Source organism: Mesorhizobium sp. M0663 (assembly GCF_040320585.1).
Classification (GTDB): domain Bacteria; phylum Pseudomonadota; class Alphaproteobacteria; order Rhizobiales; family Rhizobiaceae; genus Mesorhizobium.
Genome location: NZ_JAMYPX010000033.1, coordinates 1 through 23,337 on the forward strand (window position 1 = coordinate 1; position 23,337 = coordinate 23,337).

The 23,337-nt window shown below is 61.3% G+C and carries 20 protein-coding genes and 1 pseudogene; 9 read left to right on the forward strand and 12 right to left on the reverse strand.

Annotated elements, in window-relative coordinates:
- Window positions 1-126: 126 nt before the first annotated feature.
- The 3 genes from NKI54_RS31025 to NKI54_RS31035 form a co-directional block, all read right to left on the reverse strand.
- Window positions 127-1,041 (reverse strand): sugar ABC transporter substrate-binding protein, encoded by a 915-nt coding sequence (locus NKI54_RS31025; RefSeq protein WP_352693436.1) that lies wholly within the window; start codon window positions 1,039-1,041, stop codon window positions 127-129.
- Between the two features lie 94 nt (window positions 1,042-1,135).
- Window positions 1,136-1,921, reverse strand: a complete 786-nt coding sequence (locus NKI54_RS31030; RefSeq protein ID WP_352693438.1) for an ATP-binding cassette domain-containing protein — start codon at window positions 1,919-1,921, stop codon at window positions 1,136-1,138.
- Window positions 1,918-2,970 (reverse strand): ABC transporter permease, encoded by a 1,053-nt coding sequence (locus NKI54_RS31035; protein ID WP_352693440.1) that lies wholly within the window; start codon window positions 2,968-2,970, stop codon window positions 1,918-1,920. The genes NKI54_RS31030 and NKI54_RS31035 overlap by 4 nt, the downstream gene beginning before the upstream one ends.
- A 167-nt stretch (window positions 2,971-3,137) precedes the next feature.
- Between NKI54_RS31035 and NKI54_RS31040 the strand changes: the two genes are divergently transcribed.
- On the forward strand, window positions 3,138-4,088 hold the full coding sequence (locus NKI54_RS31040; protein ID WP_352693441.1) for a GntR family transcriptional regulator: 951 nt from the start codon (window positions 3,138-3,140) through the stop codon (window positions 4,086-4,088).
- Between the two features lie 96 nt (window positions 4,089-4,184).
- Here the strand turns inward: NKI54_RS31040 and NKI54_RS31045 are convergent, their stop codons facing one another.
- Complete coding sequence (locus tag NKI54_RS31045) at window positions 4,185-4,778, reverse strand: DJ-1/PfpI family protein (RefSeq protein WP_352493019.1); 594 nt, start codon at window positions 4,776-4,778, stop codon at window positions 4,185-4,187.
- A 151-nt stretch (window positions 4,779-4,929) separates the two neighbouring features.
- Window positions 4,930-5,631 (reverse strand): GntR family transcriptional regulator, encoded by a 702-nt coding sequence (locus tag NKI54_RS31050; protein ID WP_352569970.1) that lies wholly within the window; start codon window positions 5,629-5,631, stop codon window positions 4,930-4,932.
- A 323-nt stretch (window positions 5,632-5,954) separates the two neighbouring features.
- Here NKI54_RS31050 and NKI54_RS31055 point away from each other — a divergent pair, with 323 nt between their 5' ends.
- Genes NKI54_RS31055 through NKI54_RS31065 form a run of 3 tightly spaced genes read left to right on the forward strand, consistent with a single transcriptional unit; the run spans window position 5,955 to window position 9,517 of the window.
- A complete protein-coding gene (locus NKI54_RS31055) occupies window positions 5,955-7,181 on the forward strand; it encodes an iron-containing alcohol dehydrogenase (RefSeq protein WP_352693443.1) in 1,227 nt (408 codons plus the stop codon).
- An 18-nt stretch (window positions 7,182-7,199) separates the two neighbouring features.
- A complete protein-coding gene (locus NKI54_RS31060; protein WP_352693445.1) occupies window positions 7,200-8,687 on the forward strand; it encodes an NAD-dependent succinate-semialdehyde dehydrogenase in 1,488 nt (495 codons plus the stop codon).
- Between the two features lie 8 nt (window positions 8,688-8,695).
- Complete coding sequence (locus NKI54_RS31065; RefSeq protein WP_352693447.1) at window positions 8,696-9,517, forward strand: alpha/beta hydrolase; 822 nt, start codon at window positions 8,696-8,698, stop codon at window positions 9,515-9,517.
- Here NKI54_RS31065 and NKI54_RS31070 read toward each other — a convergent pair whose 3' ends face one another.
- The 6 genes from NKI54_RS31070 to NKI54_RS31095 form a co-directional block, all read right to left on the reverse strand.
- A complete protein-coding gene (locus NKI54_RS31070) occupies window positions 9,518-10,267 on the reverse strand; it encodes a ribonuclease activity regulator RraA (protein WP_352693449.1) in 750 nt (249 codons plus the stop codon).
- A gap of 22 nt (window positions 10,268-10,289) precedes the next feature.
- Entirely contained in the window at window positions 10,290-11,453 is a 1,164-nt protein-coding gene (locus NKI54_RS31075) for a mandelate racemase/muconate lactonizing enzyme family protein (protein WP_352693451.1), read from the reverse strand.
- 33 nt (window positions 11,454-11,486) lie between these two features.
- A complete protein-coding gene (locus tag NKI54_RS31080) occupies window positions 11,487-12,584 on the reverse strand; it encodes an ABC transporter ATP-binding protein (protein ID WP_352595570.1) in 1,098 nt (365 codons plus the stop codon).
- Window positions 12,585-12,594: 10 nt separating this feature from the next.
- Complete coding sequence (locus NKI54_RS31085) at window positions 12,595-13,485, reverse strand: carbohydrate ABC transporter permease (protein WP_023679256.1); 891 nt, start codon at window positions 13,483-13,485, stop codon at window positions 12,595-12,597.
- A complete protein-coding gene (locus NKI54_RS31090; protein WP_352449170.1) occupies window positions 13,482-14,441 on the reverse strand; it encodes a carbohydrate ABC transporter permease in 960 nt (319 codons plus the stop codon). Before NKI54_RS31090 ends, NKI54_RS31085 begins: the two co-directional genes overlap by 4 nt.
- A 75-nt stretch (window positions 14,442-14,516) precedes the next feature.
- Window positions 14,517-15,995: an ABC transporter substrate-binding protein gene (locus tag NKI54_RS31095; protein ID WP_352693453.1), complete on the reverse strand. Its 1,479-nt coding sequence runs from the start codon at window positions 15,993-15,995 to the stop codon at window positions 14,517-14,519.
- A gap of 208 nt (window positions 15,996-16,203) precedes the next feature.
- Here NKI54_RS31095 and NKI54_RS31100 point away from each other — a divergent pair, with 208 nt between their 5' ends.
- From NKI54_RS31100 to NKI54_RS31120, 5 genes and pseudogenes are all read left to right on the forward strand, one after another.
- The gene (locus tag NKI54_RS31100; protein ID WP_023679253.1) at window positions 16,204-16,914 is read left to right on the forward strand and encodes a GntR family transcriptional regulator; all 711 of its coding nucleotides are present in this window, start codon (window positions 16,204-16,206) and stop codon (window positions 16,912-16,914) included.
- Window positions 16,915-16,968: 54 nt separating this feature from the next.
- Window positions 16,969-18,135: a mandelate racemase/muconate lactonizing enzyme family protein gene (locus NKI54_RS31105; RefSeq protein WP_352693455.1), complete on the forward strand. Its 1,167-nt coding sequence runs from the start codon at window positions 16,969-16,971 to the stop codon at window positions 18,133-18,135.
- Between the two features lie 56 nt (window positions 18,136-18,191).
- Complete coding sequence (locus tag NKI54_RS31110; RefSeq protein ID WP_352693457.1) at window positions 18,192-19,553, forward strand: mandelate racemase/muconate lactonizing enzyme family protein; 1,362 nt, start codon at window positions 18,192-18,194, stop codon at window positions 19,551-19,553.
- Window positions 19,554-19,570: 17 nt separating this feature from the next.
- Window positions 19,571-20,770: a mandelate racemase/muconate lactonizing enzyme family protein gene (locus tag NKI54_RS31115; protein WP_352693459.1), complete on the forward strand. Its 1,200-nt coding sequence runs from the start codon at window positions 19,571-19,573 to the stop codon at window positions 20,768-20,770.
- Window positions 20,771-21,333: 563 nt separating this feature from the next.
- Window positions 21,334-21,459 (forward strand): annotated as a pseudogene (locus tag NKI54_RS31120) (glutathione S-transferase family protein); the annotation flags it as partial.
- Between the two features lie 55 nt (window positions 21,460-21,514).
- On the opposite strand, the gene NKI54_RS31125 reads toward NKI54_RS31120, so the two are convergent.
- Window positions 21,515-23,185, reverse strand: coding sequence for an FAD-dependent oxidoreductase (locus tag NKI54_RS31125; protein WP_352693461.1), 1,671 nt, complete (start codon window positions 23,183-23,185; stop codon window positions 21,515-21,517).
- Window positions 23,186-23,337 lie beyond the last annotated feature (152 nt).

Here is a 23,337-nt window from a genome sequence, read left to right on the forward strand (position 1 = left end):
CGGCGCGCCGGCCCCCCCACTCCCCAGGTTTTTCCTGGGGGCCCCCACCCCACCACCCCCCCCCTCCACCGGCCGCGCCCCGCCCGCCGGGCGCCCGGCCCCCCCCCCCCCCCCACCGCTGGTGGATCACTCGAAGTCCTTGACGTTCTGCAGCGTCACCAGTCCGGCGCCGGTATCCACATTGGCCTCGACGGGTTCCCCACGGATGGCCTTGACGACAGTGTCGATGCCAAGCTCACCCATTTTCGCTGGAAATTGAGCTACGCTGGCGTCCTCCGCCCCCGACTTGATCGCTTCGATCTCACCACAGCAGGCGTCAAAGCCGACCACTATGAGGTTGTCGTTGGCAATGCCGGAATTGCTGATCGACTTGACGGCTCCAGGGATCGGCGGGCCGCAGGCCGAGTAGATCGCCTTGAGATCGGGATTGGCGGTCAGGATGTCTTCGGTCACTGACGTGCCAAGTTCCAGCGTGCAGTTGGTTGCGCCCTTGCCGACGACATCGACCTTGACGTCGCCCAATCCCTCCATCATGCCCGTGACCCGGTCGTCCAGAGCCGGCACGCCGGGAACGCCTTGCAAGATACCGAACTTGTCACCGCTCTTGAGCACCGTTTTAAGATATTCTCCGGCGATCTTGCCACCGTTGAGGTTGTTGGTCGAGACCAATGCCGTCTGGCCTTTCCAGTTGGGAATGCTGTTGTCGACGAGAACCACCTTGATGCCGGCGGCGTCCGCCTTATCGAGCGCCGGCGCGACCGTCGGGTCGACCGGCGTGATTGCCAGCCCCTTGACGCCCTGCGTGATCATGGACTCGATCAGTGCGATCTGACCTTCGATGTCGGTAGCCGCCTGGCCCTGGCCGGTGACCAGTTCGATCTCCGGATGAGCGGCCGCGTATTTCTTGGCGGCGTCCTCCATGGTCGAGTAGAACGGCACTGGGAATTTCGTAATCAGGCCGACCTTGATCTTGTCCGCGGCCGAAGCCGGCACGGAAAACGCAACGGCGATCGCCAGCCCTGCGAACAATTTTCGGTTCATTGGCATTGTATTCCTCCCTTGGAATTGAAACGCCTCACGGCGGGAGACGCTTCATGCATTTGCGGACCGGAACGGTCCCCAAATTTCGAACGGGTCAGGCTCCAACGATCATGGAAACCAGTTCCTGTTTGTTGCCCTTGGTCGGCACCAGTTCGCCGACCCTGCGGCCCTGGCGAAGCACCACCGCGCGATCGGCGAGCTCGACGACGTGTTCCATGTTGTGAGTGATCAGGATGACGGCATTGCCCTGGTCGCGGAGCGCAGCGACCAGATTGAGCACCTGGCGTGATTCACGCAGGCCGAGTGCGGCGGTCGGCTCATCCAGAATGACAACCTTGCGGGCGAACACGGTCGAGCGGGCCACGGCAATGGCTTGTCTTTGTCCACCCGACATCATGGCGACGACGGCATCCAGCCGCGGCAACGTGACCTTGAGATTCACCAACAGAGCGCGGGTCTCGGCGTCCATCCGGCGCTGCTGCAGAAACCGCAGGCCGCGCGGAAGCCATTGCGGGCCAGCCAGTTCGCGACCGGCAAAGAAGTTCTGTCCCGGCGTCAGATTGTCGAACAGCGCCAAATCCTGATAGACGGTCTCGATGCCGGCGAAGCGCGCATCCGCAGGGGAGCGTATCTGCGTTGGCGCACCGTCCAAAAGGATCGCGCCGGCATCGAGTTGGTGCACCCCGCTGATGCATTTGGTCAGCGTCGACTTACCCGCGCCATTGTCACCGAGCAGGCCGACGATCTCGCCTCGCCGCACCTCGATGCTGACATCGTCCAGGGCCAGAACCGAACCGAAACGCTTGGTAGCACCGCGTACCGCCAGCACGGGATTGTCCGCCGTGACCGCGTGATCGACTTTGGCCGCAACGGCGCTCATGACTGCCTTCCGGCTTGCAGCACACGCACACGCCCTTCGAGGTAATTGCGCAGCACGTCGGACTCGACCGCGATCACGATGACCCCGCCGATGACGATGAGCTGGAAAAAGACATTGACGTTGAGCAGGTTGAGCGCGTTGCGGATAACGCCGATCATGATGGCGCCGATCAAGGCATGGCCGAGGTGGCCGCGACCGCCAAGAAAACTTGCGCCGCCAATGATCACCGCCGCGATCGTATCCAGTTCCAGCAGATTGCCGAACAACGGTGAGCCGGCGTCGGTGCGGCCGGCAAGGATGACGGAACCGATGCCGGCGCACAGCCCTGAGATGACATAGACCGAAACCAGGACCCGGGACACGGGAATACCCATGCGCAATGCGGCGTCGGGCCGGCCGCCGACGGCATAAATCCAGCGCCCCCAGACCATGGTTTTGGCCATGACGGAAAGGACCGCAGCAACGCCTGCAACGACGAAAACCGATCCAGGCAGGCCCCAAACCGCCTCGCGGCCAAGCGCATCGATCGAATCCGGCATGCCAGGGATGGCGCGGCCATCGGCCAGTTGCAGCGCCAATCCCTTGGCGATGCTCAATGTTGCCAGCGTGATGATGAAAGGATGCGGCAGTCGGCCGAAGACGTAGAAGAGCCCGTTGATGGCGCCGACCGTGGCGCCGCAGCCAACCATCACCGCGATCACAACGGTGGCGGGGGCGCCAGCATGAAAGCTCAGCGCGCCGACGACGGAAGCCAGCGCAAGGTTCGAGCCGACGGAGAGATCGATGCCGCGTGTCAGGATGACCAGATGCTGGCCCATCGCGACAACCGAGATGACGGCCGTCTGGGCGAGGATGTTGCTGAGATTGCGTCCCGTCAGGAAATAGGGTGACAGAAAGCTGAGGACGGCGATCAGCAGCACCAGGATGACGGCCGGACCAGCGCTCAGCAGCATCAGGCCAAGCGAAAGGCCGGGGACGGCTTCTGGCTTCCTGGATGCTGGCAACGCGGCCTCGCCGACAGTCGTGCCGGTGTTTCCCGTTTCAGGCAAATTCCCCTCCCCGCCGCGGCTTGTGCGAGCCGCGTCGTCAAAAACTCAATTCGTGTTCAGGTCCTCTTCTTATCGATAAAAAACAACCGACCGAGGCTGGTCAAGTTGTTTTTTATGGATAAAGTTCATGCTAAAAAGGACAAGGTATTATTCCCAAGGAAAATCCGATGAGAACCGACACCGTCTACAAGAAGGCCTTCAATCGAGCTGCAAATATGCTGCGCGACGGGCAACTGGCCGGTGAACTTCCTTCCGAAAATGAGCTTAGACGGCGAATGTGCGTCAGCCGCACAACCGTCAGAAAGGTTTTGCGGGAACTGGTTCACCGCGAACTTGTCACCGAACGCCACGGCCTCAGGTCGACGGGCCGCCCGGTCAGTGACAACGATTACTATCCGGACGCCGAAACTACCCCTCGCGCCAAGCATGTCGAACAGCAATTCATGGAGTGGATGCTACGGGGTGACACCAGGCCCGGCACCAGCATCAATGAACTCGAGCTTGCGCGCCAATTCGGCGTTGCGACCAATGGAATTCGCGAATTCCTGATCCGCTTCAGTCGGTTTGGACTGATCGAGAAAAGGCCGAATACAGGCTGGCTTTTCAAGGGTTTCACCGAAGACTTTGCACTTGAGCTCTTCGAGATCCGGGTGATGTTCGAACTGCGTTCGGCACAACTGTTTTCACTGCAGCCGGACAGTTCTCCGCTATGGTCGAAACTCGCCGCGCTCAAGATGGCGCATGCCGACCTGCTGGAGCGAATTGAAGGCCGTTTTCACGACTTCTCCGGCCTGGACAACCGGTTTCACCGGCTCATAAACGAGGCCTCACCGAACCGCTTCATCGATGATTTCTACGACATCATCACATTCATTTTTCACTATCACTATCAGTGGAACAAGCAGGACGAAAAGCAGCGCAACCTTGCCGCAATCCACGAACACATTGCCTATATCGATGCGCTTGAGAGCCGCAACTCCACACGGATTGAGGTGGCCTGCCGAGCGCATCTGGCTTCAGCGAGGGAAACACTTATGCGTTCGCTTACGGGATTTGATGAAAACGAGCATCAATGCATAACGAAAGACCTCCGCCCATGGGAGGCAAACTCAGCGTGATGCAGGCGTTTTATGATCCGGGCCGAACTGGCGGTGACAAGTTCCCCTTCCAGAAAGGGAACCGACGCACCCCTTTGAGATGCGTCGGAAGAAGGTCTAAGCGTGGCGGATTTCCGTTCCCAGCACCTTCAGGCATTCGCGGATGAACGCAGCAAGCGCCGTCCAGCCTTTTGCCGAAACCATCGTCCCATCCACATATGCCTCCGTTGGAGACAGGTCGATATAGGTGCCGCCCGCAAGCGTCACTTCGGGCTCGCACGCCGCCAGCGCGCCGACCTTCTTGCCACGCACGACCCCGTCTACCGCAATCAGGATCTGCACGCCGTGGCAGATCGTGAAAATCGGCTTCTTGGTTTCGTGGAAGTGGCGCACCATCGCCTGCACGCGCTTGTCGGTGCGGATGTATTCGGGGCCACGACCGCCCGCGCAGTAAACGGCGTGGTATTGCTCCAGCTGCTTCTCAGCGTCGGAGAAGGTCTTGTTGATCAGCGCATAGTGGCCGAGCTTTTCGGTGTAGGTTTGATCGCCCTCGAAATCGTGCAGCGATGTTTTGATCAGGTCTCCGGCGCTTTTGTCTGGGCACACGACGTGGACGGTGTGGCCCACCGCTTCCATCGCCTGCTGGTAGACGAAGATTTCGTATTCCTCGGTGAATTCACCGGTCAGCATCAGGATCTTTTTGCCTGGCATGGTACTTCCTTTCCTGTGACAACGGCCGGGCGAGACCTGTACTCGCCTGGTAGGTTTGAGTTTCTAGAAGGGTGAATCGGGGAAGTAGTCTTCGTTGGCACTGGCCTGCGTGATGACCGTCAACGGCGGGTACGGGGACATCGGGACAGTCTCAGTCGAACGCCAACAACAAACGGTCGCGGGAATGCTCGATATGGCGACGCATCGCCTGCTCGGCAGCGGCAGGGTCGGCCGCAGCGAAAGCGGCCAGGATGGCCTCATGCTCGTCAAGCGCCTCCTCGGTGACGCGCGAATGGAACATCAGGCGGAATATGTGGAAGTGGGTATGCTGGTGCGCCAGTGTCTCGCGCACGAGTTCGTTGTTGGCGAATTCCATGACCTTGTCATGGAAAATGGCATCCTGGCGGGCGAAGTTGGAATACCGCAGGCGCTCGTCCTTGCCCTCACGGCGCGCCATGACGCCGGCCGATGTCTGAAGCTGTGCGAGCTTTACCTCGTCCATGAGCACCGCTGCCTTGGCTGCACCATGAGGCTCGAGCAGCAGGCGAAGCTCGTAGAGTTCATCGAACCGTCGTTTCGTAATCTGCGGCGCAGCGCGGTAACCGATCAGATGCGTCTTCAGCACCAGGCCTTCGCCTTCGAGCCGGCCGAGCGCCTCGCGGATCGGCGTGTGGGATACGTTGAATTCCTTGACCAGGCTGTCGACGGTGATGCGCGAGCCCGGCGCAATCTTCAGGGACATGAGTTGCGCAAAAATCGCTTCGTAGACGTCCTCAACCAGGCTGCTGGAGCGCTGGATACGCCCGCCGGCGAGGTTCGCTTCGTCTAGACTGGGTAAGTTCATGGCCTGCATGTTTTGCCTCTTGACACATTGGGTTGCTAACACGATGCTCTGGCCAATGCAATCCTATATCCTATACGATTTTATAGAGGATACCATTTGGCGCAGCTAGGAGACAAAGCAATCGAATTTGCAGTGGCCCTGCTGGAACAGCGTGCCGCCCTGGCAGCCCGTGCTTCCTCACCTGCTGAACGGACCGCCAGCGTTGCGGGCGATGGTTCGGCACGTCGATACGCAACCGCGTTGCGAGACGCGTTTTACATCGAACCCGGCCTTTGGGCCGAGTTGAACGCCATCTCGCATTCCAATCCACTCATCATCACAGGATGCAGGTCATGAGCCTTTTCGCTGCCCTAAGGCTGCCGCGCGAAATCCTCTTCGGGACGGGCCAACGCCACGTCATTCCGGTTGTCGCGGCGAGGCTCGGGCGTCGCGCACTCGTCTGCACCGATGAACGTTTTGCCGCAACGGGCCCGTTCGCAGAGATTGTCACGGGGCTGCGAGCCGCCTCGATAGACGTACTGGTGCATGATCGTGTGCTGCCCGACGTTCCTCGGGACACCGTTGCCGTCTGCGTCGAGGAAGCACGGAAGTTCGCGCCCGACGTGGTGATCGGCATTGGCGGCGGCAGCTGTCTCGACATGGCGAAATGCGCCGCGTTGCTCATCAGTCACGGCGGTCAGCTCCAGGATTACTACGGCGAGTTCAAGGTGCCCGGCCCGACGCTGCCGCTGATCGCGGTGCCGACGACAGCCGGCACCGGCTCTGAAGTTACCCCGGTTGCCGTGATCTCCGATCCGGATCGCACGCTGAAGGTCGGCATCTCCAGCCCGTATCTGATCGCGGCCGCGGCTATCTGCGACCCTGAGCTGACGATGACATGCCCGCCGGGATTGACGGCAATGGCAGGCGCCGATGCGCTGACGCATGCAATCGAGGCCTTCACCGCCGCCAGGCGTGGGACCGATCCCGGCCTTCCGCAGAACCATGTCTTTATCGGCAAAACCGCTTTGACCGATCATTTCGCCCTGCTGGCGATCAAGCTGCTTGGCCGAAGCCTTGAAATGGCATACCGCCGGCCCTCCGACGAGGACGCCCGGGCCGACGTCATGATGGGTGCACTTGCAGCCGGCTGCGCGTTCGGAACGGCCGGCACGGCGGCAGCGCACGCCGTGCAATATCCGGTTGGCGCGATCACCCACACCCCTCACGGATTGGGTGTCGCCACCATGCTGCCATACGTCATGAAGTACAACAGAACAGCCGCAGCGACCGAGATGGCCGAGATCGCCAGCGCGCTCTGCCTCGATGGAAAAGGCCGGACGCCCGAAGAGTTGGCCGACGCGACCATTGGCGAGGTCACTCGGCTGTTTGGGGCAATCGGGATCATCCCCACGTTGGCCGAGCTGGGGCTGCCTGCCGACAAGCTCGATTGGACGGCGGAACAGGCGATCGGTATCGAGCGCCTCATCAAGAACAATCCGCGGCCATTCGATTTGAGGTCCATGCGACGTCTGGTCCAGGCCGCCTTTGATGGCGACCTCGCCAGCTGCGTCATGTAAACAATCGGGAATATCGAGATGAACACGTTTTCACAGGTTCTGTCGGATGATCAGGGCGTCAGCGACTTCCACACAATTTCGCACCGGCTGTATATTGGCGGCCAATGGCGGCAGTCCGCGGATGGCAGGGTAATTCCGGTCATTGATCCGTCGACGGAAGCCATCATCGCTGCCGTACCCGATGCGACCTTGGAGGACGCGGCCGCCGCCGTTGACGCCGCTGCCAAAGCAGCCCATGGCTGGCGGACAACGTCGCCGCGAAAGCGTTCCGAGATCCTCAGACGCTGCTTTGAGCTGATGACGGAACGATCGGAGGCACTGGCTACTCTCATCGCACTGGAAAACGGCAAGGCCCTGCGGGATGCCCGCGGCGAGATCGCTTATGCCGCGGAATTTTTCCGTTGGAATGCCGAGGAGGCGGTTCGCATTACCGGTGAATTCGGTACTGCGCCTTCCGGCACCAATCGCATTGTGGTCGACTACGAACCGATCGGCATATGCATCCTGATCACGCCCTGGAATTTTCCTGCCGCGATGGCGACGCGCAAGATCGCGCCGGCACTTGCCGCTGGATGCACGGTGATCCTGAAGCCGGCCAGTGAGACCCCGCTTACCGCCTACGCGCTGGCCGCGCTCTACCAGGACGCGGGCGTTCCACCAGGGGTGGTCAACGTCCTGACAACCTCCAGTCCCGGGTCTTTGACAGCCGCCATGCTGGCCGATCCGCGGGTGCGCAAACTCTCCTTCACCGGTTCGACGGGTGTGGGTCGCGCTCTGCTGGCAGAGGCTGCCAGGCATGTGATCTCGTGTTCCATGGAACTCGGCGGCAACGCACCGTTCATTGTATTCGACGACGCCGATCTCGAAGCGGCGCTCGATGGCGCAATGGTGGCCAAGATGCGCAACGCCGGCGAGGCCTGCACGGCCGCAAACCGCCTCTACGTCCAATCTGGCATCTACGAAGCCTTCTCCGAGGGCCTCGAGAAGCGGATGTCTTCGCTCAAGGTCGGCGCCGGCACCGACCCGGACACGGAATGCGGGCCCATGATCACGAAAAAGGCGGTCGAGAAGATAGACCGCCTTGTCGTCGACGCGGTCACACGCGGCGCGCGGGTCTTGTGCGGCGGCTCAGTCCTGTCCGGACGTGGTTTCTTCTACCCTCCGACAGTGCTTCGCGACGTGCCGGGCGACGCAAAGATGGCGCATGAGGAGATATTCGGGCCGGTGGCGCCAATCTCCAGCTTCGAAACGGAGGCCGAGGTCATCGCGCGCGCCAATGACACCGAATATGGGCTTGCTGCCTACATCTACACGCGCGATCTGGCGCGCGGCATGCGGGTGGCCTCCCGGATCGAGGCCGGGATGATTGCTCTCAACCGCGGGCTGATGTCCGATCCGGCAGCCCCCTTCGGCGGCGTCAAGCAGAGCGGGCTCGGCCGCGAGGGAGGGCAGCATCACGGCATTGCGGAATTCATGGAGGCGAAATACCTCGCCATCAGCATGTGAGCAGAAGAATGCAAGGCGATCCCTTTCGCATCCGCGACCACGTCGCGGATTTTGACGAAATCGTGCAGGACTTCATTGATCGCAGCGAGGTCGCCCGCGCCACCATTGCGATGACCGCTGACGTGGCCTACGGACCGGATCCGACCGAGACCATGGACCTGTTCTTTCCCGCGGGCAAAAGAACGGCGCTTCCGGTGCACATCTTTGTCCATGGCGGCTACTGGAGAATGTTCTCCAAGCGCGACTATTCATATATGGCGACGACGATTACCCAGGCCGGAGCCATTGCCGTCATCCTTGATTATGCTCTGATGCCCAAGGTCCGAATGGCGAGGATCGTCGACCAGGTGCGCCGGGCCAAGCAGTGGGTCCTGGCCAACATCGCCGATCATGGCGGAAGCCCGGCGGCCCTGACCGTCAGTGGTCATTCGGCTGGAGCCCATCTTGCAACGTTCCTGTTCGATGGGGCGCACACCCCCTCGAATGTAAGGGCAGCCCTTCTGTTGAGCGGGCTCTACGATTTGAAGCCGCTCCAGGATTCCTTTCTCGCCGACGAGATTGGAATCACCGACGAGGAAATCGCCATGTTTACGCCGCTCGCCTGTCGGCATGATCCTCAAGCCAGGGCGGCGGTTCTGGTCGGAGCCAATGAGACGCCACCCTTCCATCAGCAAGCCGATCGATTCATAGCGGGCTTGCTGCGGCAGGGATCGTTGGTAACATCGCTTGTGCTCACGAACCGCAACCATATGGACAGTGTCAGAGATCTTGGCGTGCCAGGGACGGACGCTGCTGATTGCCTTACAGAACTGATCGCCAAGGCCCGCTGACTAACTCGGGTTCTCCAGGCGATTTGTTTTGCGCCACTCCTCGTACTCCCCGCGGGCATCGTCATGCAGCGGATAGTAACGTTGCAACGGGCCGCCCTCCATGAGCTTCACTCGTGAGAATTCCTCCCAATAATGATGCTTTTGTGATTCTTCGATCACCTTCGGGGCCATCACGACGGGAAGCACCACCACCCCGTCGTCGTCGGCGACAATGATATCGCCGGGGATCACCGTGACACCGCCGCAGGCAATCGGAACGTTGACGGCATTGGGATAGATGCTGGTTTGCACATGATAGTTTGGCGTCCAGCCGCGCAGCCATAGGGGCAGGTCGAGCTTTTCGACATTGGGCCGGTCGCGCATGCACCCGTCGATGACGATACCCGCCCCGCCCCTGCCCTTGAAATACGTCGACATCATATCGCCGAAGACGCCCGAGCTCATATCGCCGCGCGCGTCGACCACGACCACATCGCCCTCCTGCGCGTGATAGAGCACGTGCCGGTGCAGCTGCGTCTCCGGATCGGCATATTCTCCTTCGGTGAAGAGGTCAGGCCGCTGCGGCAGGAACTGCAGCGTCAACGCCGGCCCGACGATCGACTTCCCGTGGTTTTGCGCCACCGGACCAACCATGTGCGGATTGCGGAAGCCCATGTGGCCAAGCGTGCCGGCTACCGTCGCGGCGCCGATCTCCCTTAGCGCGTCGATCAGGTCTTTAGGCGGCCGCATGATGTCGGAAGTATGCGTCATTGTGGACTCCGATTGAATGGAACTACCAGTTCGTAACAGAACCGTCGCGGCGCTTAAGGTGAGGCGCTTCCCAGAAACGCAAACTCTGCGCCTGGACCGCAACTTCGTTGACCTCGACGCCGAGCCCCGGCAGATCGCCAACCGGGTAATCGGTCCCGTCGAGCCGTGGTTGCACGGGGAAGAAGTCGGAATTGTCGAAGCCCAGCTTTGTTTCGGGTGCCCTGGTCTCGAGCCACGCGAAGTTGGGTACCGCGGCAGCGAGATGCACGGTCGCGGCCGTGCACACTGGACCAAGGGGATTGTGCGGCATCAGGTCCACATAATGCGCCTCGCTCCAGCCAGCGATTTTCATCGCCTCGGTGAGCCCGCCGACATTGCAAACATCGATCCGGTTGAACTGATGGATGCCGCGCTCGATGTAGGGCAGGAACTGCCACTTGCTGGCAAATTCCTCGCCTATGGCAAAGGGGATTTCGGTCATCGTGCGCAGCGATTCATAGGCCTCCGGCGTTTCGGCCCGTATCGGCTCCTCGAGGAAATCAAGCACGCCGCGACCGAGCTTGTTGCAGAAGCTCGCGGCCTCTGCCACCGACAGCCGATGATGATAGTCGAGGCCGAGGACCACGTCGTCGCCCAGCGCCTCGCGCGCCTTGTTCAGCATACTCGCGGTAGCGCCGATGGACTCGCGCGGCTCGAAGATGTCCTTGCTGTTTTGCCCGAAGGGGAAGAAGCGGATCGCCTGCCACCCCTGCGCGCGAAGTTCGCGGGCCCGTTCGATGGCAACGTCGCCCTCGGCCTCGTCGCCGGTCGAGGCAAAGGTGGGAATGCGGTCGCGCTGCTTGCCGCCCAGCAGCTCGTAGACCGGCACGCCCAGCGCCTTGCCCTTGATGTCGTGAAGGGCGATGTCGATGGCGGAAATCGCCGCCTGAAGGACTCGCCCGCCTTCGAAGTACTGGCTGCGGTAAATCTCCTGCCAGATCCGCCCGATCTGCATCGGGTGGCGGCCGATGAGAAACTCGCGATAGTGCTCGACCGCGCCGGCCACGGCCCTCTCGCGACCGCTCAAGCCGCTCTCGCCCCAGCCGAAGATGCCCTGGTCGGTCTCGAGCTTGACGAGCATCTGGTTGCGCGTTCCTACCCACACCGGATAGGGCTTGATCGCGGTGATCTTAAGCTTCTCAGTCATCCACGCCCACGTTTCACGCGCATTCGCCCTATCTCAGTTGGCCTTGAGGGCCATTTCAGTTTCGCCATCGAACAGATGCATCCGCTCCTGGTCGAACTCGAGCCAGATCTGCTCGTCGGGCGCGACGGCAATGTTCGGCGGCACGCTGACGTTGACGATGGCGCCGGACAAGAACGCCTGAACGAAGGTGACGTCGCCGGTCGGCTCCACCGTATAGGCCTTGGCCGGGACGCTGCCTGGCACCGCACTCTTGTGGAGCTTGATCGTCGAGTGACGTGCGCCGAGCACGACTTTCCTGGTCGTCGCTTTCGCCACCTTCTGGGCATTGCGCGGTGAGAGCTCAAGGCGCCAGCCCTCGGCGCCGGTCAACACCGTGTTGCCGTTTGCCGTCGAGGCCTCTAACGGAATAAGGCTCATCGCCGGGCTGCCGATGAAGCTGGCCACGAACATGTTCACCGGATGGGCAAAGACCTGCGCCGGTGAATCGTATTGCTGCAGGTAGCCGCCATTCATCACCGCCATCTTGTCAGCCATGGTCACGGCTTCGAGCTGGTCGTGCGTCACATAGATGATCGTCGCCTTGAGGTCCTGGTGGAAACGCTTGATCTCCGACCGCATCTGCACGCGCAGTTTGGCATCGAGGTTGGACAGTGGCTCGTCCATGAGGAACACGGCGGGGTCGCGAACGAGGGCACGGCCAAGGGCCACGCGCTGCTGCTGCCCGCCCGAAAGTTCGCGCGGCTTGCGCTCGAGCAGATGCGTCATGTCGAGCACTCGCGCCGCTTCCTTGACCTTCTTGTCGATCTCGTCCCTGGGGAGTTTGCGCATCTGAAGCGGGAACGCCAGGTTCTTGTAGACCGATTTCTGCGGGTAGAGCGCGTAGTTCTGGAACACCATTGCGATGTCCCGGTCCTTGGGGTCGAGGTCGTTGACCACGCGCTCGCCGATGATGATGTCGCCCGATGTGATCGGGGTCAGCCCAGCGACGAGATTGAGCGTGGTTGTCTTGCCGCAGCCTGAAGGCCCGACGAGCGCAACGAACTCGCCGTCATTGACCGTCAGCGAGACGTGGTTGACAGCTTTGAAGCTGCCATAGCTCTTGACGAGATCTTGGAGGACCACGTGGGCCATCGGCAACTCCCTAGTGCTTGACCGCGCCTTCTGTAAGGGCGCGTACGAAGTATCGTTGCAGGACCAGGAACAGCACCACGACGGGTACACTCATCATGAAGCTGGCCGCCATCAGGCCCGGAAAGTCCGTCGTATTTTCCGAGAAGAAGCGTTGGATGCCGACCGGCAGGGTCAACTGCTCGTTCTTGGAGAGGAAGGTGTAGGCGTAGATGTACTCGTTCCACGCGCCGATGAAGGAATAGATTGCGGTGGCGATGATCCCCGGCGTCGAGAGCGGCATCACGATCATGATGAAGGCCTGGAACCGTGTTGCGCCGTCGATGCGCGCCGCCTGCTCAAGCTGCACCGGGATATTGTCGTAAAAGCCCTTGAGCAGCCAGATCGCCAGCGGCAGGCCAAAGGTGAGATAGGTGAGTATCAGTGAGCCATGCGTGTTTATCAGACCGATGGCGCGCATCAGGATGAAGAGTGGCACGAGAAAGATCACCGCCGGGAACATATTGCGCAGCAGCACGGCAAAGAACAGGAAATTCCGGCCGGGGAAACTGAAGCGCGAAAACGCGTAGGCCGCTGGGACAGCCACGATCACCGAAAGGATTGTCGTGACGGTCGACACGAAAAGGCTGTTCCAGAAGAAGCGGAGGAAGTCCTGGCCGACGCTGTTCTGCGGATCGAGCAGTTTCTGATAGCTGGCGAGGGTAGGTTCGTCCGGCCACCATTGCGGCGGGAATTGCGTCGCCGCGAATCCGGACTTGATCGAGGTGATCAGCATCCAGATCATCGGCAACGCGGTATAAAGCAGCATGAACACGAGGAATATGCGCCCGGCCCACCGCCATCCGTCGACGCGCATGCGGCGACGGGTCTGGGCTCGAGGGGCTGTCTCGGCAATCGTGCTCATGCGCTCCCCTCTTTCCGCTCGTTGCCGCTTAACGCACGGACGTAGAAGTAGCCCAGCGTCATCAGCGTGAGGAACAGGAGCACCGAATAAGCCGATGCCACGCCCCAGCGTTGCCGTCCGAAGGCGAGCTCATAAATGTGGGTTATCCAGATATGCGATGCATTCGACGGCCCGCCGCCGGTCATGATCCAGGGGATGATGAAGGAATTGAAGTTGGCTACCGCGAGCAGCAGCATCGTCACCACCGAGACGTTGCGCAAGTGCGGGAAGGTGACGTGCCAAAAGCGCTGCCATGCATTGGCACCATCGACTTTTGCGGCGCGTAGCAATTGGTCGGGGACTGTCTGCAGGCCGGCCATCATCATGATCATGGCAAACGGAAACTCGCGCCAGATATTGACGACGATCAGGGAGGGCAGCACCGTGCTGACATTGTCGATGAAATTCGGCGGCTGGGCGGCCAATCCGAGGCCGACCAGCACCGCGCCGATGATCCCGAAGTCCGAATGGTAGATCCACTTCCAGATGTAGGAGGCGGCGACGGCGCTGATGACCCAAGGGATGATCAGGACGGCGCGCAGGACACCACGGCCGATGAAGTCGCGGTGGAGCGCCAGCGCTGTGGCAAACCCCAGGACAAAGGAGATGAAAGTTGACCCCAGAGTCCAGATCAGTGTGTTCCAGGTGACTTTCCAGAACACCTGACTGGTAAGGATGGTCGTGTAGTTGTCGAAGCCGATGAAGGTCTTGTCGCGGAGTTGCAGGCCAGGCGGTGTCTTAAAGAACGACAGCTCGACCGTGTAGTAGATCGGATAGGCGATGACGATGAGCATCACGGCGATCGCTGGGAGCACGTACGCGTAGTCCGCGCGATGCTCCCAGATCTTCCGCAGCGCGCCGGACCAACCGGGTTGCAATCTTCGGCGAGCCTCGGCCTTGCCGGTCACGATCGTCACTTGTGGCGTGCCCTTTTTCTTCGGACGAGGCGGCTGCGCCAGCGGCGCAGCCGTCAGTCGTAGGTCCGGCCTGGACTAGAGTCCGCCCATCAGGTCTTTTACCTTCTTGGCCGCGTCGTCCGCTGCCTCGTCGACGGTCATCGCTCCGGTCAGGGCATTCTGCAGCATGTCCGGGATGATGATGTTCATGATCTCGGGGGCCTGCGGCAGAGCTGGGAACGGGATGCCGTATGGCAGCATCGAGGTGGTGACGTCGAGGAACTTGATGTTGTCCAGACGTTCCTTCATCCACTTGGTCTTGAAGCCGTTGAGGTTGCCCGGGTTTGATCCGGCGTAGGCCATCTTCAGCGACCATTCAGGGCTCGTCCACATGCAGATGATAGCTTTCGCAGCCGGCTCGTCTACCTTGCCGCCCTCGACATATTCGGGTTTCAGGATGTGAATGTTCGAGCCGCCGAACACGACGGCGCGCTTGCCGTCGGGACCAGTCGGGATCAGGCCGTAGCGCATGTTGTCGATGACCGTCTGCGCCTTGTCCTTGTCGGTGCCCGTCGCCTTTTTCTGCAGGTCGAGCATGACGTTGTAATCGGACGGGTGCGAGATCATCATGCCGAGCTGGCCGGCGACGAACAGGGGCTGGTTATCGGCCTGCTGGTTGGTGAGTGCCGAAACCGGAACCGACTTGTCGCGAACATACATATCGTACGAGGCTTGCAGCGCTGCCTTGCTCTGCGGGCTATCGAGCTGGACCTGCTCATAGGTCGGGTTTGCCGTCGCTTCGTCGAAGACGCCTCCGCCATAGGCCCACAGCTGTGGCATGAAGCGGTACGGCGTATTGCCGGCATTCTTGCGAGCCACGAGGCCGTAGCCGGCAATGCCAAGCTTGTCGTGGATCTGCTTGGAATATTTGACGACATCGTCCCAGGTTGCCGGAGCCTTGTCTGGATCGAGGCCCGCACGCTTGAAGATGTCGGCGTTCCAGATGAACGCCATCGTCTCATTGTTGGTCGGAATGCCGTAGGTCACGCCCTCCCAGGTCACGGCCTTCATGGCGCCGGGCCAGAAATCCTCGGTCGAATACCCCACATCCTCTGGCTTGAGCGGCTGCAGATAGCCCTTTGAGGCGAACTCGGTACCACCCAGGATTTGCAGGCGGACCGCCATCGGCGCGGCATTGCCCAGGAGCGCGGTGCGGAACTTGTCGAGAAGGTCGTTATAGGTGAGGGCTTGTTCCTCGAGCTGGATGTTCGGATATGTCTTGCGGAAGGTCTCGAAGAATTCCTTGTAGTATTGGCGCAGGAGGTCGGGGTCGCCTTCGAACACGCCCTGATACCAGAAAGTCAGTCGCCCCTTGTAGTCGAGCGGGGTGACCTTGGCGCAATCGGCCGCCGTGTCAAAGTCCTGTGTGCCCGCAATCGAGCGCACATATTCCGGCGACCACTTGCTCAGGTCGACCGGCGGTGCACCCAGCGCCGATGTAGACGTCAGGGATGCCATCAAAGCAGTGGCGACAGTGCCGCGCAGGACGGCACTGCCGAGCGCAATTCTCGTCATAGGTATCCTCCCTGGTTCTCCCATGCCGCCCTAAAGCGGTCCTTGCTCGTTTCGATCGCGAGGATGCTTCTTTCAGCTCAGTGTATCCTCCCGATCGCTTGGTACGTTTTCAGATCATGGATTGCCTGTCAACGCGCAGAATCGTACATTGTTTGCGAAAGCCGTGTGTGATATCGGGCAAAGTATGTATTAAATTGGGGAGCCGGCCTTGGCCGAAATAAGCGATTTCAAAGCGATGCCACCGGTGGGGACCGATCCCATCGGGGCCTCCAGCGAGGGCGCCTCGCTTTATGAATTGATCAGGGAAGATATCATCGAGGGACGGCTCGCCGCCAACGAACGGCTTGTCGTCACCGATCTCGCCCGGCGTCACGGCACTTCGACCAATCCTGTGCGCGAGGCCCTGCAGTTGTTGCGCGGCGAAGGGTTTGTCACCTTTGTCGCCAACCGCGGGGCGCGCGTCCGACCCATTGATCAAGATTTTGTCCGAGATATCTACGAGATCGGTGTTCTGATCGAGCCAGCCCTGACACGATGGTTTGTAAATATGGCGACCGGCGAGGACATCGCCGAACTCGAACGTCTCCAAGGCCTGATCGAAGAGAACAATTTCGCCGACACATTCAGGCATAGTGAGCTGGATACCGCTTTCCACACCGTGATGTACCAGCGGCACTACAACCGCCACGCAGCCGAGCTTTGGTGGAAGCATCGCGAAGTGCTGCGAGCCGTGAGCCGTCGTTTCAATTTCACGCTGGCGCGACGTGCCGCGATCATGCGCGAGCACCGCGAACTCATCGCGCTTGTGAAGGCGGGAGAGGCCGACAAGGCGGCCGAACTCGTTTCCCGCCATGTCGAGGGTTCGGGCCGGCATATTCTCGAACAGATGCGAGCGCGCAACGCCGCTCGGGCCGGATAGAATGTCCAGTCCAGAACATCGTTAGCTGACCATTTTCAGGCAAAGGTAGTTGAGATGAAAATCACGAGCATTCGGCCGTGGCTGATCAAGTCCGATGCTTCCTACTGGGGAGAGTTCCTGTTCGTCGAAGTGACGACCGACGAGGGAGTGAGTGGCTGGGGAGAGATCACCACCACGACAAGGCTCGCCAACCGCGCTCTCTGCACGATCCTGCGGCAGATCGGCGTCGCCGTGACAGGCGAGGATCCGGCGCGTATCGAGCATCTCTGGCACAAGATCTTCCGCAGCTTCACCTACATGGGAAGCCGCGGCGCCGCCGTCGAATGCGTGAGCGCCATCGATATTGCCCTCTGGGACATCCGGGGCAAAGTCCTCGGCAAGCCGATTTACGAGCTGCTTGGCGGGCCGGTACGCGATGAAATCGCGCTCTACACCCATCCCAACCAGGCCAAATTCACCAGCAAGGAGGCTGTGGTCCGCGAAATTCTAGACATTGTCGCGTCCGGACACACTGCGCTCAAGTTCGATCCCTACCCCCACCAGGGCCGCAGCGCCGATGGCCTGCCCCGCGAACAGCGAGACGGCTACCTCGATGGCAGCATGACCCGCAAGGACGAGCGCGAAGCCGCCGAACTCACGGCTCTGATCCGCGAAACGGCAGGACCCGATGTCGACATTCTCATCGATGCGCACGGCCGCTTCGACGTCCCCACCGCCATTCGCCTCTGTCGGAGCCTCGAGGAGGCCGGCCAGATCGACTGGTTTGAGGAGCCCTGCCCGCCCGAGAGCCTTAACGCCCTCAAGCAGGTGCGTGAGAAGGTCAATACCGCCATCTCGTGGGGCGAGCGCGGCCACACGAAGTGGGATTTCGTGCCGGTACTCGAGAACAGGCTCGCCGACTACATCATGCCCGACGTTACCTGGACCGGCGGCATTACCGAACTCAAGAAGATTTCTGCGCTGTGCGAAGCCTACTACGTCCCGGTCTCGCCACATGACGCCGCGGGACCAATCAACGTGGTTGCGGGAGCGCAGGTGATGATGACCGTTCCCAACTTCTACAAACTTGAAACATCGGAGTGGAACCTGGGCAAATACGATCACCTGATCGACAGACCACTCGACATTTCGAACGGCAGCCTCAAGCTGTCGTCGAAGCCTGGTCTCGGTATTGAGATGGACCGCGACTACCTGCAGGCCCACGAGATTGAGCTGGGCTAGCAACACGCTGTGCCGGCCCAGGCTGCGGGACGACAAGCCGAAAACGAGGATAAGTCATGGCAAAGACAGGTGGCGCCGACGAAGCGCTCAATCGGGTGAACGCGAACTCCAAGCCATCCCAGCTTCGCATCACCGACATGCGGGTAGCCGAAATCGTCGGCGCGCCGTTCACCTCAACCCTGCTCAAGATTTACACCAACCAGGGCATCGTCGGGCTTGGCGAGGTGCGCGACGGCGCCAGTGCCACCTACGCGCTGATGCTGAAGAGCCGGCTGCTTGGCGAGAACCCTTGCGACATCGACCGCCTGTTTCGCCGGATCAAGCAGTTCGGTGGCCACGGCCGGCAAGGCGGCGGCGTCTCGGCGATCGAGATCGCGTTGTGGGATCTCGCCGGCAAGGCCTATGGCGTTCCCATCTACCAGATGCTCGGCGGCCGGTTTCGGGAGAAGGTGCGCGTCTATTGCGACACCGACGCTACCGTGCCGAGCGGCACCGAGACCGGCAAGCGCCTCAAGCAGCGCATGGCGCTCGGCTTCACCTTCCTCAAGATGGATCTGGGGCTGATGCAGATCGCGGATGTACCCGGTGCGGTCGTCTCCCCTGCCGGTTCACTTGAAGGGTACCGCATCCATCCCGGCCGCGGCCTGGTCAAGACCATGGAGGAGCGGCGCGCCCGCAATGCCGCTTACGATTTGCATAACGTCCCCCATCCGTTTACCGGCCTCCACTTTTCCGACAAGGGCCTCGACCTGCTTGAACAGTACATTGCCGAGGTTCGCGATGTTATCGGCATGGATATTCCGCTCGCCATTGACCATGTCGGCCACATCTCGCTGCAGAACGGCATTCGGCTCGCCAGGCGGATTGAAAAATACGTGCCGGCCTGGCTCGAGGATGTGATCCCATGGCAGTACACCGAGCAGTTCCGGCAACTGCAGGCCGCCACTACGGTGCCGATCTGCACCGGCGAGGACATCTACCTTAAGGAAGGCTTCGAGCCTCTGCTCAAGAGCGGCGGCCTCTCCATTATCCACCCGGACCTGCTCACCAGCGGGGGCATCCTCGAGACCAAGAAGATCGGCGACATGGCCCAGGACCACGGCGTCGCAATGGCCATCCATATGGCCGAAAGTCCAATCGCCGCAATGGCCGCGGCACATGTCGCGACCGCGACCGAAAACTTCATGGCGCTCGAATACCACTCTGCCGATGTCGACTGGTGGGACGATATCGTCACCGGCGTTCCCAAGCCGCTCGTGAAGGACGGCTTTATCACTGTTCCGGACAAACCTGGCCTGGGAATTGACGACGTCGTCGACGAGGTGATCTCGCAGCATCTGCAGCCGGGTGTCACCGGCATCTGGCAGCCCACGGATCACTGGGACAACGAGTATTCCTGGGACCGTATCTGGAGCTGAGGCGAAAAGAACCGAAGATGAAGATCACCGATCTCCGCTGCGCCGTCATCGGCAAACATCCCATCGTCCGCATCGTTACCGACGAGGGCCTCTATGGCCTTGGCGAAGTCGAGTTCACCAAGACCTATCTCAAGCCCTGGGTGCTGCATTTCCGTGAGGCGCTGATCGGCGAGGACCCTACCGACGTCGAGCGGGTGATGCTGAAGATCCGCCAACGCGGCTCTTTCAAGCCCTATGGCGCTGCGGTAAGCGCTATCGAGCATGCGCTGTGGGACATAGCCGGCAAGGCCGCAGGCGTGCCGGCCTACAAACTGCTCGGCGGCAAGGTGCGCGACAAGGTGCGCGTCTATAACGGCTCGATCCGCCAGAAGCGAACGGGGGACCGGCCGGAGGATTACGCCGCTGACGTGAAATGGATGATGGAGCAGCCGCAGAATTTCTTCATGATCAAGCAAGGGATCTCGTTCCACTCCAACATGAAGGACACCATCGAGGACTTCCATTACGGCGTGAAGCAGAATAAGGCTGGCTACCACGGTGCCATGGATCAGGGCGTCATCAGCGAGCGCGGTTTCAACCACATGCTCGACTGCGTGATCGCGATGAAGGAAGTGCTGGGCGACAAGGTCAGCCTGGCGCTCGACTGCGGCCCGGGCTGGATGCTGCCCGATGCGATCAAGTTCGCTCGCGCGGTCGAGAAGTACAATTTGATGTGGCTCGAGGACATGCTGACCGGCGACTATGTGCCGTGGGTCAATCCGCAGGCCTATCGGGAGCTGACCACCGCCACCTCGACGCCAATTCATACCGGCGAGCAGATATACCTGCGGCACAATTTCAAGGAGCTGATCGAAACGCAGGCGGTGCGCGTCATCGGCCCCGATCCGGCCGATATTGGCGGCATTGCCGAGCTCAAATGGGTCGCCGAGCACGCCTGTATGCACTCGATCCTGATGGCACCGCACGGCACCGCGAACGGCCTTCTCGGCCTCGGCGCGCTGATCAATGTCTGCGCCACCCTGCCCGCCAACTTCATTGCCTTCGAATACCCGAGCGCCTCCGACCCCTGGTGGGAGGACCTCGTAATCGGCCTGCCGTCGCAGATCGTGAAGGACAGCATGGTGGACCTGCTGGAAGCGCCGGGGCTGGGCCTCGACATCGACGCCGAAGCAGCCAGGAAGTATCTCCGGGAAGAGGATGCAGGCTTCTTCGGCTGAACCATCCTTCTTGCGCTACCCAGCACCACGCGGACCGCTTCACGCAACCTGTCATCCGGAATGATCGTTTCGGGGCCGGAAGCAGATTGTCGGCTATGGGAGAATCCGCCCGACTCCTTCCGATAGACGAAAGTCCGCTCTGGAAAAGCAGCGGGGGTCTTGAAATGGCACGACCGAGCCGACGGGCGCATCGGCTCGGACTATACCGCGTGGGAGCGCTCTACGTTTCGATCGGGCGGAAAGTGGTCGCGCACGGGAGCGGCCTAAGTAGGCTCATCTGCGCCAACAGGCGACTCCCAAAACAAGATCCACACCAGCAAACCCCCTTTGACGGAACGAAACAAAACTTGCCGTCGCCGGAGTCGCCCCCAAGCGAACGCCCCACCTCGCGCAGGCCGATGTCTGCCGCGGAAAAGCGAAGGAGGGGTAAGGTTATCGCGCCAAGCTGATCGCCGCTCGGCAAAGGTCTGTTTCTGGGCCGGAAGCAGACGGTCCGGTTCTCGAACGACCTAGTCAGAAAACTGCCCTTCCGCTGACGACCCGCGACGAGACCTGGCATAACCCTTCTGTTGGTGGCGGTGCTGCGCAGGTTGAACGGATCGGGTATACTGGACGAATATCCGAACCTCTCCGCTTATGTAGCCCGCGGCGAAGTGCGGCCAGCCTTCAAGCGTGCTTTCGATGCTTAATTGGCGGTTTTCACGCCGCATCGACCGGCTGATGACATTCTGGTTACTTGACCCTCTAGCTTTGGTTGCGGTCTACTTTCTCTTCATTGGCCAGATACTGGTGGACGAAGGCGATGGCCATGCTGCCCTCGCCGACCGCCGAGGCAACGCGTTTGACCGGGCTCAGGCGTACGTCGCCGCAGGCGAAGATGCCGGGCGCGCTGGTCTCGAGCAGGTAGGGGTCGCGGCCATGCGACCAGAGCCCGGCCTTCTTCACGTCGTCGCCGGTCAGCACATAACCGCGTGCATCGCGCGCTACGTCGGCCGGCAGCCACTCGGTCTCGGCGTTGGCGCCGATGAACACGAACAGCCCGCCGCATTCGTGCCGGCTCACCTCGTTGCCGGTCTTGTCGAGAATGTCGATCGCCGTCAGGTGCGTCTCGCCGTGCACGGCCTGGACTTCGGAGCGAAGCTGGACCTTTACGTTGGATTTCGCCCTGAGCTGCTCGATCAGATAGTGGGACATGCTGTCGGCAAGCGAGGGGCCGCGCACCAGCAGCGTCACGCTGCGCGCATGGCCGGAAAAATGCATCGCCGCCTGGCCGGCCGAATTGCCGGCGCCGATCAGGTAGACATCCTGCCCATGCGTGCTGCTCGCCTCGCTGCGCGCGGCGCCATAATAAACGCCTTTGACGATCAACCGGTCGAACCCGTCGATGGCAAGACGGCGCCAGGCGACGCCGGTTGCCAGGATGAGGCTGCGGGCGCGCACGACATCGGTGCCGTCGAGCACCACCTCGTGCGTCGTCGGGTCGATGCCGGCGACCGAACGGGTGACCAGGATTTCGGCGCCGAGCCGCTTTGCCTGCTGCAGCGCGCGGCTGGCAAGCTCGTCGCCGGAAATGCCGCTTGGAAAGCCGAGATAGTTCTCGATGCGCGAGGATGTTCCCGCCTGCCCGCCGGGCGCCTCGCGTTCGACGACGATGGTGCGCAGCCCCTCGGAGGCGCCATAGACCGCAGCCGCAAGACCGGCCGGTCCGCCGCCGATGATCGCGACGTCGTACTCGGCGCCGCGCGGGCGCGTCTGCAGCCCGAGGCGAATGGCAAGATCGCGCACGGCGGGTGCTTCGATAATCTCCCCGTCCGCCAGCCGGGCAACGGGACCATCGAGAGCCGGCCTGCCGAGGGCAGACCAGAAAGCCTCGGCATCCGACGTGTCGGGCAACAGCCAGGTGAACGAAATCTGGTTGCGGGCCAGAAACCGGCGCAGTTCGCCGCACGCCGTGTCCCAGCGATGGCCGACCAATGTGACGCGCGGCCTCTGCGGCTCGGCAGTGACGCTTTGCAGCCCGCCCATCCGCTCGCGGGCAAGCGCGCTGACCTTTTGGGCCACGTCCTTTGAAACCGCGGCGATGGAATAATACTGCTGAACCTCGATGCGCATGACGCGGGAAGATTCGGCGGCGCGATAGCCACCGGGAAAACCCGAGCCAAGCGCAATCGGCACCTCGCCGAAGATCGTTCCCGGCAGACGCCAACCCAGCGTTCGCTCGATGCCGTCGAAGGTCTTTAGGACTTCGATCTTGCCGGCGAGAACCGCAAACAGCGCGGCCTCTCCACCCTCGTGAATCGCGAACTCTCCGGGGCTGAGGTGAAGATCGGCCGCTGTCCGCGCCATCCGCTCCAGCTCTGCCGCCGGCAAACCCGAAAACAACGGGATCGCTCCCACTTCATCACTTGTCAGCATGGCCCCTCGCGGGAGCCAGTTAGCGTTGTTTTTTTGTCGTGATCAATAAAAAAGCGAGGCGGAGCCGCGTTTTGGCAGAGAGCGCAACCTCCCCGTTGTTGTACCGTTGTTGTGGGGGAGATCGGCAGCCTCGACGCCATGCCACGCATGCT

Coding starts and splice junctions, on each gene's coding strand:
- NKI54_RS31065 (WP_352693447.1), top strand. CDS start 8,696: ATGCAAGGCGATCCCTTTCGCATCCGCGACCACGTCGCGGATTTTGAC.
- NKI54_RS31115 (WP_352693459.1), top strand. CDS start 19,571: ATGAAGATCACCGATCTCCGCTGCGCCGTCATCGGCAAACATCCCATC.
- NKI54_RS31025 (WP_352693436.1), bottom strand. CDS start 1,041: ATGAACCGAAAATTGTTCGCAGGGCTGGCGATCGCCGTTGCGTTTTCC.
- NKI54_RS31050 (WP_352569970.1), bottom strand. CDS start 5,631: ATGCAGGCCATGAACTTACCCAGTCTAGACGAAGCGAACCTCGCCGGC.
- NKI54_RS31095 (WP_352693453.1), bottom strand. CDS start 15,995: ATGACGAGAATTGCGCTCGGCAGTGCCGTCCTGCGCGGCACTGTCGCC.
- NKI54_RS31060 (WP_352693445.1), top strand. CDS start 7,200: ATGAACACGTTTTCACAGGTTCTGTCGGATGATCAGGGCGTCAGCGAC.
- NKI54_RS31070 (WP_352693449.1), bottom strand. CDS start 10,267: ATGACGCATACTTCCGACATCATGCGGCCGCCTAAAGACCTGATCGAC.
- NKI54_RS31080 (WP_352595570.1), bottom strand. CDS start 12,584: ATGGCCCACGTGGTCCTCCAAGATCTCGTCAAGAGCTATGGCAGCTTC.
- NKI54_RS31125 (WP_352693461.1), bottom strand. CDS start 23,185: ATGCTGACAAGTGATGAAGTGGGAGCGATCCCGTTGTTTTCGGGTTTG.
- NKI54_RS31085 (WP_023679256.1), bottom strand. CDS start 13,485: ATGAGCACGATTGCCGAGACAGCCCCTCGAGCCCAGACCCGTCGCCGC.
- NKI54_RS31075 (WP_352693451.1), bottom strand. CDS start 11,453: ATGACTGAGAAGCTTAAGATCACCGCGATCAAGCCCTATCCGGTGTGG.
- NKI54_RS31110 (WP_352693457.1), top strand. CDS start 18,192: ATGGCAAAGACAGGTGGCGCCGACGAAGCGCTCAATCGGGTGAACGCG.
- NKI54_RS31105 (WP_352693455.1), top strand. CDS start 16,969: ATGAAAATCACGAGCATTCGGCCGTGGCTGATCAAGTCCGATGCTTCC.
- NKI54_RS31045 (WP_352493019.1), bottom strand. CDS start 4,778: ATGCCAGGCAAAAAGATCCTGATGCTGACCGGTGAATTCACCGAGGAA.
- NKI54_RS31040 (WP_352693441.1), top strand. CDS start 3,138: ATGAGAACCGACACCGTCTACAAGAAGGCCTTCAATCGAGCTGCAAAT.
- NKI54_RS31030 (WP_352693438.1), bottom strand. CDS start 1,921: ATGAGCGCCGTTGCGGCCAAAGTCGATCACGCGGTCACGGCGGACAAT.
- NKI54_RS31055 (WP_352693443.1), top strand. CDS start 5,955: ATGAGCCTTTTCGCTGCCCTAAGGCTGCCGCGCGAAATCCTCTTCGGG.